Source organism: Mycobacterium sp. TH-M11 (genome assembly GCF_057473725.1).
This window is the reverse complement of record NZ_JBYCLD010000549.1, coordinates 1-13,360: the sequence shown is the minus strand read 5'-3', so window position 1 is coordinate 13,360 and position 13,360 is coordinate 1. Positions and strand designations below refer to the sequence as shown.

Sequence of the window (13,360 nt, the reverse complement as noted above, 5' to 3'; positions counted from 1 at the left end):
ACCAGATCCTCGACGTGTCCCAGTTGAAGATGAAAGCCGGCGGGCTGCTGCCAGTCGGCTTCTTCAGCAAGCGCGGCGGTACGGTGCTCGGTCAGATTGCTATGCACAAACTCGTGGTGAAGGGTCTTCTGTCCCACACCGTCGCCTCGCTACGGACTATCGCGCTGCTGTCTATCGCTCGCTAACGTAGCGCACCAGCATTTTGCAGTCGCAGAGATGTTCCGCGCCGAAACACGGTGGCGGGGCGTGCTTCACGTCCTCGTCCGGGTCGGCCGGCGTCAGTGAGCGCCGAGCAGGCCGAGGATAGGGCTGATGTGGTGCGCGTTTGGGGTGGGCGCCGCGCCAGGTCGATGACGTCGAGCCGTCCAAAGATGCGCTGTTCGTTGAGAATGTCTATAACGTCGTCAGGCTCTACCCTGGTCCCGCTCGCGTCCGTAGCGGTGCTATTCGTGGACGAAAGGCCTCAGATCGGGCCTGTCAAGTGTTCTGCGTAAGTTGTTGCTTTCGTTGTTAATCACGTGTTAGAGCAAGCGGCCCTGGGTAGCGATACCGAGGGCGTTGACGGCTCGTTGCCGTTTGCGTATGAGCGCTCCTTCGGCGACTTGGCGTTGTGGCGCTGGTTCTGGTTCCGGTGGGCGGTCGAGGTGCCGTCGAATCAGAAGAACCCTCAAGTGGCTCGCCGCTTCGAGCATCTGGATCCGGTTGGTGAACAAACCAACCGAGTCAAGGTACCGCCGCCGTTGTCGCCGGAGCGAAGAACGGATCCGGTGACCGGCGAGGTCGCGCCGGGACGCAATACCCTCCGGAGACCAAAGCGAATTCGGAACGGTGTTGCGCAGTACCTACAAGTTTCATCGAGAGGCCGGCACACGGTCGTTAGCAAATCATTTCCTTTGGCCCGCAAGCAATATCGTGGTGCTCGTGGCCCGGCGCACCACAATCCGATTCAGGGGCCGCACCGCGACGGATACGTTACGGGCGGTGTCGGCCGCGTTTGGCTCCGCGGACTCCGAGCAGCATTCCAAGAGTTGCCGCTGCCGCGTCCAACCGCGACGCGCTCTTCATAGCTGAGATGCTCGGTATTTCGTAGTCCAGTGCGTTTCCAGCACATTCTTGGTGAGCGCCACTTCGGCCGCCTTTAGCTCAACATCCGGCCGTTGGCCTTAGGCCAGCAATTATTCAGCGAGCTGCCGTTGATCCACCTGGTAGCGCTGCGCTCGAAGTGACTCCGACGCCGTCCGTCCTTATCTGCAAAGCTCACACTTCGGCATGTCAGACCCAGCGCCAGATCCACCGTTTCGCCACAGCCGTTCCCCATTGCGGAACGGTTGCGACGCAGTCATTACCCCGATGGCATAGTTGCCGCCACAAACCTATAGGGATTTGGGTTTCGGGCGTTGCGCGCGATGGCGCGAACGCGACAAGGGACCCGGTCTCAACCTCGTGAAGGGGTAGCGATGACGGCCTTGACGGACTTCGGCAACCTGGTCGGTAGCCAGGTGAGGGGTCCGCTGGCCATGGTCGGCGGCTTCGCTCGGATGTGTTCGCTCACCGGCAAAGCGCTGTTTCGGTGGCCGCTGCACGGGGGCGAACTGATTGTGCAGTGTTGGTTCCTCCTTCGCGTCACGATCCTGCCGACGATTATGGCCGCGATTCCGTTGACCGTGTTGCTGACGTTTACGTTGAACGTCTTGCTGGGCGAGTTCGGTGCGGCCGACATCTCGGGAGCAGGCGCGGCGCTCGGCGCAGTCACCCAACTGGGGCCGCTGACAACGGTTTTGGTGGTGGCTGGCACAGGATCCACCGCGATCTGTGCTGACCTGGGAGCGCGCACGATCAGGGAAGAGATCGACGCCTTGGAAGTAATGGGCATCGATCCGATCCGCAGGCTGGTGTTGCCGCGCGTGCTCGCCGCAACTTTCGTCGCCGGATTGCTGAACAGCTTGGTGATCATCGTCGGCCTGGTCGGCAGTTTCACCTTCAGCGTTTATCTGCAACACGTTTCGGGTGGCGCATTCCTTTCAACAGTGACCCTAGTGACCGGGCTTCCGGAGGTGATAATCGCGACGGTCAAGGCGATCTCGTTCGGACTGATCGCCGGCTTGGTGGGCTGCTACCGCGGGTTGACCGTTTCGGGTGGTGCAAAGGGAGTCGGTGTCGCCGTCAACGAAACCGTAGTCCTCTGTGTGATAGCGCTATTCGCGGTCAACGTCGTCCTCACCACGATCGGCGTGCGCTTCGGATCGGGGCGCTGACATGTCGACTATCACCGTCGTGCGCGCCCGCTTCCCGCGGACAATCTCCGGCGTCGACCGATATGCCGGCAGTCCCGTCCGCGCAATGAACGCCTTCGGGCGGATGGTGTTATTCACCGCGTCGTGCATCGCCCATATGGGGCTCACGATGCGCCGATACCGGGCCGAAACTCTGCGGCTGATCGCTCAGATCGGCATGGGCACAGGGGCGCTGGCGGTCGTGGGCGGCACCGTCGCGATCGTCGCATTCGTGACATTGTCCGGCGCATCGCTCGTCGCGATCCAGGGATTCGCTTCGCTCGGCGACATCGGAGTAGGCGTCTTCACGGGCTTTTTCGCTGCGCTCGTCAACGTGCGTATCGCCGCACCCGTTGTCGCCGGCATCGCGCTGGCGGCCACGGTCGGCGCCGGCGCCACCGCCGAGTTGGGTTCGATGCGCATCAGCGAAGAGATCGACGCGTTGGAGGTTATGGGTGTCAACTCGATCGCTTTCCTGGCCTCGACGAGAATCATCGCCGCGATCGTCGTGATCCTGCCGCTCTACGGTCTGGCGATGGTGATGGCCTTCTTCTCGCCGCAGTTGGTCACCACGGTGATCTACGGGCAGTCGAGCGGCACCTACAACCACTACTTCCAGACCTTCCTCCGTCCCGAAGACGTTTTTTGGTCGTTCGCCGAGGCCGTCGTCATTGCGCTGATCGTGATGACCACCCACTGCTACTACGGCTACTCGGCCAGCGGCGGGCCGGTCGGTGTCGGCGAGGCCGTCGGCCGATCAATGCGCTTCTCACTAGCCGCGGTCGTGGCCGTGGCGATGCTCGCATCGTTGGCGCTCTACGGCGTCGACCCCAACTTCAACCTCACCCTGTAGCCGCCATGACCATGTCTGTAACGGAGAACACGCCCCGCAACCCGCCGTACAAGGCGGCCGGTGCCGTTGGGTTTGCAGTGATAACGCTTGTCGTCCTTGTGGTTTTCGTGCAGTTCCGCGGCGGCTTCACGCCCAAGCAATCGTTAACGATGGTGGCGGACCGGGCCGGCTTGCTGATCGGAGCCGGATCCAAGGTCACGTTCAATGGGGTCGGCATCGGCGAGGTGGCGAGCATCAGCGAGATCCAGCGCGACGGCAAGCCGGCGGCGAAGTTCGTTCTGGATGTGTCTCCTGAGTATGTTCCGCTGATCCCGGCCAACGTGGTCGCCGCCATCAAGTCGACCACGGTGTTCGGCGGCAAGTACGTGGCATTGAGTTCGCCGAAACATCCTGGTGCCCCGATCACCAGCTCCGACGTGATCGACACCAGATCAGTGACAACCGAGATCAACACGGTGTTCGAGACTTTGACATCGCTCGCCAAGACCGTGGACCCGATCAAGCTGAACCTGACGCTCAGCGGTGCCGCCGACGCCCTTTCGGGATTGGGCGACAAATTCGGTACCGCGCTGGTCAATGGCAACAAGTTCCTGGACAACGTCAACCCCCGCATGGATCAGCTCCACCACGACGTTGCGCAGCTTGCCCGCGTCTTGGACATCGTTGGCGATGCGTCGCCGGATCTCTGGCAGTTCCTGGCCAATGTGTCGACCACCGCGCAGACTCTGAACAAACAACAGAAGGATCTGGACGCGACGCTGTTAGCGGCTATTGGGTTCGCACACACCGGAACCGACGTGCTCGGGGCCGGCGGGAAGCACCTGGGACAGGTAGCCAACGAACTGGTCCCGACTACCGAACTGCTCGACACGTACAGTCCCGAGCTGTTCTGCGCGATCCGCAACGCCGCAGACGTCGAACCGGCTGTCGCGGCATCCGAGGGTTTGGGTAACCGCTATTCGTTGCGGGTCCACACCGCAATCGTGGGTGGAACAAACCCGTATGTCTTTCCCGACAACCTGCCCAGGGTCAACGCCAGGGGCGGGCCGGGCGGCGCACCGGGCTGCTGGCAGAAGATCACTCGAGATCTTTGGCCCGCACCGATTCTGCAGATGGACACTGGCGCCAGCGTCGCCCCCTACAACCACTTCGCGATCGGTACCCCATGGGCGACCGAATACGTGTGGGGTCGCCAGATCGGGGAGAACACGATCAACCCATGAAAACCACTTCCACGACCATCAAGCTCGCCGTATCTTCGTTGGTTCTAATCGTTTTCGCCGGGATCACCGTGGTGATCTTCGGGCAGCTGCGATTCGACGACACCGTCGGGTACGTCGCCGACTTCTCCTCGGCCAGTGGATTGCGCCAGGGTCAGTTCGTCCGCGCCTCGGGAGTGGAAGTTGGCAAGGTCAAAAAGCTCAGGCTGGTAGACAGCGGTCGTCGGGTGCGAGTCGAGTTCGCGGTCGACCGCTCGCTGCCGCTCTATCAGTCGACGACCGCGCACATTCGTTACGCCAACCTGATCGGTGAGCGTTACCTGGAGCTCAAGCGCGGCGATAGTGACGGCACAGACCGCATGCTGTCCCCAGGTGCGCTGATTCCGTTGGCCCGCACCCAGCCGGCACTGGATCTCGATGCGCTGATTGGCGGATTCCGGCCGGTGTTTCGCGCGCTCGACAGTACGAAGGTGAACACGATCGCGTCGGCGATCGTCACGGTGTTCCAGGGCCAGGGTGGCACCATCAATGACATCCTCGAGCAGACAACGCAGCTGACTTCGGCGCTGGCCGACCGGGACGAGGCGATCGGTGACGTGGTGAAGAATCTCAACACGGTCCTCGACAGCATCGTCAAGAAGGCCGGTGAAGCTGACTCGACGGTGATCAACCTCGAGAAGCTGATCACGGGGCTGAACGATCATGCCAATCCACTCGCGGACAGCGTGGAGAACCTGAGCAACGCGAGCGGGGAGCTGGCTGGGCTCTTGGCCGAGGATCGGCCGGTGCTGAAGAGGAACATCGCTGCGGCGCAAGCGACTTTGCAGCCCGTCGTCGATCAAGCACCCCAGCTTGACGACCTACTGCATCGCCTCCCGACTGCGCTGACGCTATTGGGGCGCAGCGCGGGCACCTATGGCGACTTCATCAACCTCTACCTGTGCGACATCACGCTCACGCTCAATGGCCTGCAGCCCGGTGGCCCGGTCCGTAAGGTCCGGCTCACCCAGCAGCCCACTGGAAGGTGCACACCGCAATGAGAGTCCTCGAGCCCGAAAATCGGGTCAAGATAGGGATTTTCGCTATTACTCTGACGGTGCTGGCCACTGGCGTGGGCCAAAGTTTCACCAGCGTCCCGATGCTGTTCGCCGAGCCTCACTACTACGGCGAGTTCGCCGACTCCGGTGCCCTGCACGCAGGAGACAAAGTCCGCATCACCGGCATGGACGTCGGGAAGGTGCAGGAGATCAAGATCACGACGGGTCATGTGGTGGTTCGTTTCACTCTGGGGGACAACACCATCGGTACGCAAAGCCGGCTGGCGATCCGCACCGACACGATCCTGGGGCGCAAGGTCCTCGAGATCGAGCCGCGCGGCACACAAACGCTGCGACCCAGCGGGGTTGTGCCTCTGCGCCAAACCACGACGCCCTACCAGATCTATGACGCGTTCCGAGACGCCACCAAAGATGCTGCGGGATGGGACATCAACACGATCAAAGAATCGCTGCACGTGCTGTCGGACACCGTCAACCAGACCTACCCGAACCTGAGCGCCACCCTCGACGGGCTGCGGCGGTTCGCCGACACCGTGGGCAAGCGCGACGAGCGGGTGCAACACCTGCTCGGCGAGACCAGCAAGGTCGCCGGCGTGCTCGGCATCCACGGCGACCAGGTCAACCGATTGCTGGTCAACGCGCAAGCGCTACTGTCCGCTATCAACCAGCGCGCCGAGGCCGTCGATGCGCTTCTGGGCAACGTCAAGGCGGTCACGACCCAGGTCCAGGGGCTGCTGAACGACAACCCAAATCTCTCCTCGGTGCTGGAGCAAGTCGGTAAGGTCAGTGACGTCCTGGTCAGGCGCAAGGACGATCTGGTCAGCACGGTCAGCCAGCTCGGTAAGTTTGTCGCGTCGCTGTCCGAGATCGTCTCGTCGGGGCCGTACGTCAAGGCGGCGATCTTCAATCTCCTGCCGTACCAAGTCATGCAGCCGTGGTTGGACGCCGCGTTCAAAAAGCGCGGCATCGATCCGGAGAACTTCTGGCGTAGTGCCGGGCTGCCGGCTTTCCAATGGCCAGATCCCAACGGCACCCGGTTGCCCAACGGGGCGCCGCCCCCGGCGCCCCCGGTGCTGGAGGGCACGCCGGATCACCCTGGCCCGGCGGTTCCGCCCGGGTCACCCTGCTCCTACACTCCGCCGGCCGACGGGCTGCCGCGTCCCGGAAACCCACTGCCCTGCTCGGGTCTTGATGTCGGTCCGTTCGGCGGTGGCACCTTCCCCTCGCCTGTGGATGTCCAAACGTCGGCACCCAAACCCGACGGGCTGCCGCCGTCGCCCGGCATCCCGATCGCCGGATTGCCCGGTGCGCCAGTGCCGAAATTGCCGGGCACCCCGGTGCCGCTGCCGCCGAACGCCCCGCCGGGCGCCCGCGCGATGCCGGTGGCGCCGGGCCCCCAGGCCTCGCCGGCGCCCGCGGAGTCACCCGATCAGAACGGAGGCGGTAACCGGTGAGCGCCCTGAGCAACGTCCACCGGCCCCGGCTGACCCGCAGGACCGTCGTCGTTGCGGTGACGGTGGCGATCGCCGTGACCGGTGGTTACGGCGGCTTCGTGTTATACCGCAAGTTCACGACCAACACGGTGGTCGCGTACTTCCAACAGGCCAACGCGCTCTATCCAGGCGACGAGGTCGCGATCATGGGCGTGCAGGTCGGTTCGGTGGACAAGGTCGAACCGGCGGGCGACAAGATGAAGGTCACGTTCCACTACCAGAGCAAGTACAAGGTGCCCGCCAACGCCTCGGCGGTAATCCTCAACCCGAGCCTCGTCGCTTCCCGCAACATCCAGTTGGAGCCGCCCTACACCGGCGGGGCGGAGCTGCTCGATCACGCGGTGATTCCGATCGAGCGCACGCAGGTACCGGCCGAGTGGGATGACCTGCGGGACAGCATCAGCAAGGCGGTCTCCGGGCTCGGTCCGACACCCGAGGAGCCGAAGGGGCCGTTGGGTGATGCTCTCGAATCGCTGGCCGACGGGCTGGCCGGCAAAGGCGACCAGATCAACAACTCACTGAACAGCCTCTCGACGGCGCTGACTGCGATCAATGATAGCCGAGGCGAAACATTCGCTGTCGTAAAGGGTTTGGCAACCTTCTTGACCGCGTTGAAGATCAACGAGCAGCAGTTGACATCGTTGAACGGGAACCTGGCGCAGATCACGTCCGCTTTGGCTCCCAATGACCACGAGGTCGCCGACGCGGTCAAGCAGCTGCACAGCCTTCTGCCCGTATTGCACAAATTCCTGGACCGCAACGGACAGACGCTGACTCACGACGTCAACAACCTGTCCGAGGCGACGACGCCGCTGGTCCAGCCGGACACCGCGAACGCGCTCGAGACGTTCCTGCACGTGTTCCCGACATTTGCAGCAAACTCAAACAATACGTATCACCCCAGCCACGGCGCGCTGACCATCATTCCCGCGATCACCAATTTCGCCAACCCGCTGAACTTCATCTGCAGCGCGATCCAGGCTTCCAGCCGACTCGGGTATCAGGACTCGGCCGAAATGTGCGCCCAGTACCTGACGCCCGTCCTCGACGCTATGAAGTTCAACTACTTGCCGTTCGGCCTGATGCCGTTCAGCACCGCCGAGACGCTGCCCAAAGAGGTGGCGTACTCCGAGCCTCGGCTGCAGCCCCCACCCGGCTTCAAAGACACCACCGTGCCCGGGATTTTCTCCGTGGACTCGCCTTTCACCCGCGCCAACAATCCGCCCGGGTGGGTGGCGGCGCCCGGCATGCAGGGCGTGCAGGTGCAGCCGGCGACCGAACGGCTGATGACGCCGGAGTCACTAACCGAGCTGATGGGCGGCGCTGATGCACCGCCCCCTGCACCGGGCCAACATCAGCCCGGGCCGGCTGACGCCTACAACGAGTCCAGCCCGCTGCCGCCCCCCTGGTATCCGCAACCGGGTCCGCCCCCGGCCCCGGGACCCGACGTGGTCCCCGGCCCGGTCGCACCCGTACCGGCGGCGCCGGCATCCGCCGACCTGAGATCTGGACGTGGGCAGTGAACGCCCGGTCCCGCGGCGCAGGCCCGCGTATCTCACGAGGTGCCCGGCGCTGCCTGGCCGCGCTGGCATGCGCGGTTTCACTCAGCTCGTGCGCGCAGTGGCGTGGCATCGCCAACGTGCCGATCCCCGGCGGTCCGGGTACTGGCCACGGCTCCTACACCGTTTACGTGCAGATGCCCGATACCCTCGGGCTCACCCCTAACAGTAAGGTCATGGTCGCCGACGTCTATGTGGGCCAGGTGCGTGCGATTCGCCTCAAGAACTGGATCGCGACGTTGACCGTCGACCTCCAGAACAATGTGCGGCTGCCGAAGAATGCGACCGCCAAGATCGGCCAGACCAGCCTGCTGGGCACCCAGCACGTCGAACTGGCCGCCCCGCCGAGCAACCCTTCGCCCGAGACGCTGGCCGGTGGCGATACCATCGCGTTGAAGAATTCGTCGGCCTTCCCGACGACTGAACAAACCCTAGCCAGCATCGCCACCTTGCTGCGCGGCGGCGGTGTCGCAAACCTCGAGGTCATCCAGAACGAGGTTTACAGCATCGTCAATGGGCGTGCCGACCAGATCCATGCGCTGCTGGACAAGCTCGACACCTTCACCGCCAAACTTGACGAGCAGATCGGTGACATCACGCACGCCATCGACTCCGCCGATCGGCTACTGGCCATGGCGGCTGCCCACAACGACACGTTGAACCGGGCCCTGACCGAACTGCCGCCGTTGGTCAAGTACCTGACGGATTCGCGAGGCCGGGTGATAGAAGCGGTCGAATCGTTAGGCCGATTCAGTGATGTCACACAGAAGACGATCAAGCCGTCGCGGGCGGGTCTGCATCGCGACCTGATCTCGCTACAGCGGCCGTTCGATCAACTGGTCAGGGCCGCGCCATATTTGATCCCCGCGCTCAAGGTGGCCCTCACCGCTCCCTTCGACATCGACGCGGTCCCGAAGACTTTCCGTGGCGACTACATCAACGTGTCGCTCGACGTCGACCTTACGATGAGCGCGCTCGACAACGGGCTGCTGACCGATACCCGCTTTGGTGGGGCGCTCCGGGCGCTCGAGCAATCGTGGGGACGTGACCCGGCGACCATGATCCCCGACGTGCGGTTTACGCCGAATCCGAACAACGCGCCCGGCGGACCACTGGTGGAGAGGGGCCAGTAAGCATGGTCACCCGGTTTGTGCGGAAGCAACTCATCGTGTTCGCGATATTGACGGCGGTCACAGCGGTGGTCCTCGGCGGCTATTACCTGCGCCTGCCGACCCTGGCCGGTATAGGGCAATACACCCTGAATGCGAACTTGCCGACCTCCGGGGGCCTGTACCGGACCGCCAATGTCACCTACCGCGGCGCCACGATCGGCAAGGTCACCTCTGTGAAGCCGACCAAGACTGGTGTCGAGGTGACCATGAGTATCGCCAGCCAATACAAGATTCCGGTTGATGCCACCGCCAACGTGCATTCGGTCTCCGCGGTGGGTGAACAGTACCTGGACCTGGTGTCGAAAAAACCGACCGGCAGTTTCTTGTCGCCGGGACAGACCATCACCAAAGGCACTGTGCCCGAGGACATCGGCGCGGCGCTTGACACCCTGAATCGCAGCCTGGCGGCCTTACCGAAGGGAAAGATCGCCTCCTTGCTCGACGAGACGGCGCGCGCGGTCGGCGGGCTCGGTCCGGCGTTGCACAGGCTCGTCGATTCGATCCAAGGCCTCAGCGGTGACTTGGAGGGCAACATGTCCAACGTCGACGACATCGTCGCCCGTGCCGGCCCCGTGCTCGACAGCCAAGCCGACTCCGGTGCCGAGATCAGGCAGTGGGTGCACAACCTCGACGTCGTGGCCACCCAGACCGCACAACAGGATCCGGAGCTGAGGGCCGCGCTCTCCGAGGCTGCTCCTACGTTGGACGCCGCTAACGGTGTACTGGGCGGCGTGCGTGAGTCCCTGCCCCAGATGCTAGCGAATCTTGAAGTGGTGACCGGCCTTGCGCTGCGGTACCACAAGGGACTCGAACAGGTCTTGACCCTGCTGCCCCAAGTCAGCTCCGTCGCCCAAACGACCACGCTGGCGTTTCCTGGCGAAGCCAACATCGACCTCGGCCTGTCGATCAATCAGCCCCCGCCGTGCATGACCGGCTTCGTTCCGGCTCCGCAGTGGCGATCACCGGCCGATACCAACATTGCGCCGCTGCCCGCGAACACCTACTGCAAGATCGCGCAGGACACCCCCACCAACGCGGTGCGTGGGGCCCGCAACATTCCGTGCATCGACGCCCCCGGCAAGCGGGCTGCCTCGCCGCAGGATTGCCGCAGTAACAAGCCTTACGTTCCGGAAGGCACCAATCCTTGGTACGGCGATCCCAACCAGATACTGACGTGTCCCGCGCCGGCAGCGCGTTGCGACCAGCCCGTCAAGCCGGGCTTGCTGATGCCCGCCCCGACGATCGACACGGGACTGAATCCTGCGCCTGCTGATCAGGTGTCGGGAACACCTCCGCCGGTGAGCGACGCGCCGTCGCGACCGGGCTCGGGGACGGTGCAGTGCAACGGACAGCAACCGAACCCCTGCAGCTACACCCCGGCCGGGCTGCCGAGCGCCACCCTGGGCACCCAGAGCAGCCAGATCACCGGACCCGACGGGGTGCGCTACACCGTGCATAACTCCAGCGACACAGGAGACGAGGGATGGAAGCAGATGCTGGGGCCCACCGGCTGACCACACCGCACGCCCCCGACTCCGCGGGGGTGGCCGCCTCTGGTGATGCCGCAAGCCCGAACACCGCCGTCGCGATGTCCGACAGCCGGGCCCGCGCCGACACCTGCGACGTCATCACCGACGACGGCGGCCACGGTGGGCCCCGTGGCGTGTCGCGGCTGAACAAGCGATGGCAGGGCGCGATCGTGGTGGCACTGCTCGTGCTGGCCGCCGGTCTCGCGACGGGTGGTTATTTCGCGCTGCGCGCCCACGAGGAAAACCTAGCGATCACCCGGGCCAACGCGGCCGCCGTCGCGGCCGCCAAGGAGTGTGTGGCGGCAACCCAGCCGTCCGACACCGCGGCGCTGCCGGCCAGCCAGCGCAAGCTCAACGAATGCTCCACCCGCGGGTTCGGCGCCCAGATCGCCTGGTACGGGGTGGTTTTGGCGGAGGCGTATCAGACGGTGAACGTGCGTGTGGCGGTGCCGGACATGCGCGCGGCGGTCGAACGCGACAACGCCGACGGTTCGGTGGTGGTGTTGGTGGCGTTTCGCACCAAAGTGTCCCAAGCCGGGACCGCTGAGCGGGAAAACACTTACCGGATGCGGGTCACGATGGTGCCCGAAGACGGGCAATTCAAAATCGCCGAACTCAACCAGGTCGGCAAATGACCGTCACCGCCGCTAAGGCGAACACTCTCACAGCGAGCCCCGAGTCCAGCGCGGCCGTGGCGGGGTGGGCGGCACGCGCCGGCGCGTTGGCCCTCGACACCCTGCCAGCCCTAATGGTGGCGGTCACCGCGGTGCTGATGGCGCTGTCGATGCCCAGCGGGGATGGGTGGTGGCGGGCAGGTGTGGTCATAGGCGCGTCCGCGGTGGTGTTGACCGCCTGCAATCGGTTGGTGTGGCGTGGGCAAAGTCTCGGGCGGGCGGTGTGCGGTATCACGGTGGTGCGCAGCACCGGTGAGGTTGCCGGGCCGGGGCGGCTGTTGGCGCGCGACCTGGCGCACCTGCTCGACACCGCCGCGCTTGGCGCGGGGTGGTGTTGGCCGTTATGGGATTCCCGTGGGCGCACCTTCGCCGACATGCTCTCGGGCACCCAGGTGCACCTCAGCTGGTCGCGCGGACCGCGGCGCGGGCTGCGGCGGCTGACCGCCGCGGTGATGCTGACCGCCGCGGCGGTGTGCTCGGGCGGCGCGGCGATCAGCTATGACGTTGTGCACCAGCGCGATCAGTCCATCACGGAGGCCTGCGCCCAGATCAGCAAGCAGGGCCCGCACATGGTCGAACAGCTGCTGAGCTACCATCCCGAGACCATCCAGGGCGACTTCGACCGCGCCCGCTCGCTGGCCACCGACCATTACCGTGGGCGGCTGGTGGCCCAGCAGCAGGCGGTGCAAAAGGCCGGGCCGGTGCGCAACGAGTACTGGGTGACCAACAGTGCGGTGCTGAACGCGACACCCACTCAGGTCAGGATGCTGATGTTCTTGCAAGGGGAACGGGGGGCGCCGCCTGAGCAGCGGTACCTCACCGCGTCGGTGCGGGTCAGCTTCGTCAAGCCGCGATCATCTGGGTGGGAGGTCGACGACCTTACCGTCGTGGCGAAATCACAGATGGCGCAAGTGAAACCGTGAGTCCGCGACGCAAATTCGAACCCGGCGCCACCCAGCTGTTCGGGGTCCCGCCGCCGCGACGACGCTGGGGCCTGCCCTTGGGGGCCGCACTGTGTGTGGCGGTGGGCGCTGTAGCGATCACGGTGTGCACACTGGTGCTGATTGAGCACGAAAAACAATGGCGCGCAACGATCAAACGGGCAGCGGCGCTGGGCTACGTGCAGTCGTTCATGACCGAGTTCACCTCACCGGACCCGTTGCACGCCAACGATTACACCGACCGCATCTTGGCTCAGGCGACCGGCGACTTCGCTCAGCAGTACCGGGACAACCAGAATCAGATCCTCATCCAAGTGGCCAAAAGTGAACCAGCGAGCGGCAGTGTCCTAGATGCCGGGGTCGCGCGATGCAATGACGACGGCAGCATCGACGTGCTGGTGGTCACGAAATTCACGTCCAAATCCGCCGACGGAAAAGTGGTCCTGGAAAGAGGAAACCGATGGGTGGTAACAGCCAAACAAGAAGGGGAGCGGTGGAAAATCAGCAACCTCATCCCGATGCTATGAACGGCCACAAACCACGAGGCGCACGAACCCTCCCGATCGCGTGGGCGGGGGTGACCCTGGT

The 13,360-nt window shown here is 64.4% G+C and carries 11 protein-coding genes and 1 pseudogene; all 12 read left to right on the top strand.

What is annotated here, in order from left to right:
- A pseudogene (locus AC2VOG_RS20745) lies at positions 1–185 on the top strand (hypothetical protein); the annotation flags it as partial.
- Between the two features lie 1,332 nt (positions 186–1,517).
- Positions 1,518–2,255, top strand: coding sequence for an MlaE family ABC transporter permease (locus AC2VOG_RS20740; RefSeq protein ID WP_486941698.1), 738 nt, complete (start codon positions 1,518–1,520; stop codon positions 2,253–2,255).
- Positions 2,256–2,358: 103 nt separating this feature from the next.
- Positions 2,359–3,126, top strand: coding sequence for an ABC transporter permease (locus AC2VOG_RS20735; RefSeq protein WP_411710656.1), 768 nt, complete (start codon positions 2,359–2,361; stop codon positions 3,124–3,126).
- A 5-nt stretch (positions 3,127–3,131) separates the two neighbouring features.
- Complete coding sequence (locus AC2VOG_RS20730) at positions 3,132–4,349, top strand: MCE family protein (RefSeq protein ID WP_486941697.1); 1,218 nt, start codon at positions 3,132–3,134, stop codon at positions 4,347–4,349.
- Complete coding sequence (locus AC2VOG_RS20725) at positions 4,346–5,386, top strand: MCE family protein (protein WP_486941696.1); 1,041 nt, start codon at positions 4,346–4,348, stop codon at positions 5,384–5,386. The genes AC2VOG_RS20730 and AC2VOG_RS20725 overlap by 4 nt, the downstream gene beginning before the upstream one ends.
- Positions 5,383–6,858, top strand: coding sequence for an MCE family protein (locus AC2VOG_RS20720; RefSeq protein WP_486941695.1), 1,476 nt, complete (start codon positions 5,383–5,385; stop codon positions 6,856–6,858). Before AC2VOG_RS20725 ends, AC2VOG_RS20720 begins: the two co-directional genes overlap by 4 nt.
- Entirely contained in the window at positions 6,855–8,420 is a 1,566-nt protein-coding gene (locus AC2VOG_RS20715; protein ID WP_486941694.1) for a virulence factor Mce family protein, read from the top strand. Before AC2VOG_RS20720 ends, AC2VOG_RS20715 begins: the two co-directional genes overlap by 4 nt.
- A complete protein-coding gene (locus tag AC2VOG_RS20710) occupies positions 8,417–9,589 on the top strand; it encodes a virulence factor Mce family protein (protein WP_486941693.1) in 1,173 nt (390 codons plus the stop codon). Before AC2VOG_RS20715 ends, AC2VOG_RS20710 begins: the two co-directional genes overlap by 4 nt.
- Before the next feature lie 2 nt (positions 9,590–9,591).
- On the top strand, positions 9,592–11,142 hold the full coding sequence (locus AC2VOG_RS20705; protein WP_486941692.1) for an MCE family protein: 1,551 nt from the start codon (positions 9,592–9,594) through the stop codon (positions 11,140–11,142).
- Positions 11,112–11,792: an Mce protein gene (locus AC2VOG_RS20700; protein ID WP_095580420.1), complete on the top strand. Its 681-nt coding sequence runs from the start codon at positions 11,112–11,114 to the stop codon at positions 11,790–11,792. The genes AC2VOG_RS20705 and AC2VOG_RS20700 overlap by 31 nt, the downstream gene beginning before the upstream one ends.
- The gene (locus tag AC2VOG_RS20695; protein WP_486941691.1) at positions 11,789–12,754 is read left to right on the top strand and encodes an RDD family protein; all 966 of its coding nucleotides are present in this window, start codon (positions 11,789–11,791) and stop codon (positions 12,752–12,754) included. Before AC2VOG_RS20700 ends, AC2VOG_RS20695 begins: the two co-directional genes overlap by 4 nt.
- Positions 12,751–13,299 (top strand): mammalian cell entry protein, encoded by a 549-nt coding sequence (locus AC2VOG_RS20690; protein ID WP_486941690.1) that lies wholly within the window; start codon positions 12,751–12,753, stop codon positions 13,297–13,299. Before AC2VOG_RS20695 ends, AC2VOG_RS20690 begins: the two co-directional genes overlap by 4 nt.
- Positions 13,300–13,360: the final 61 nt, after the last annotated feature.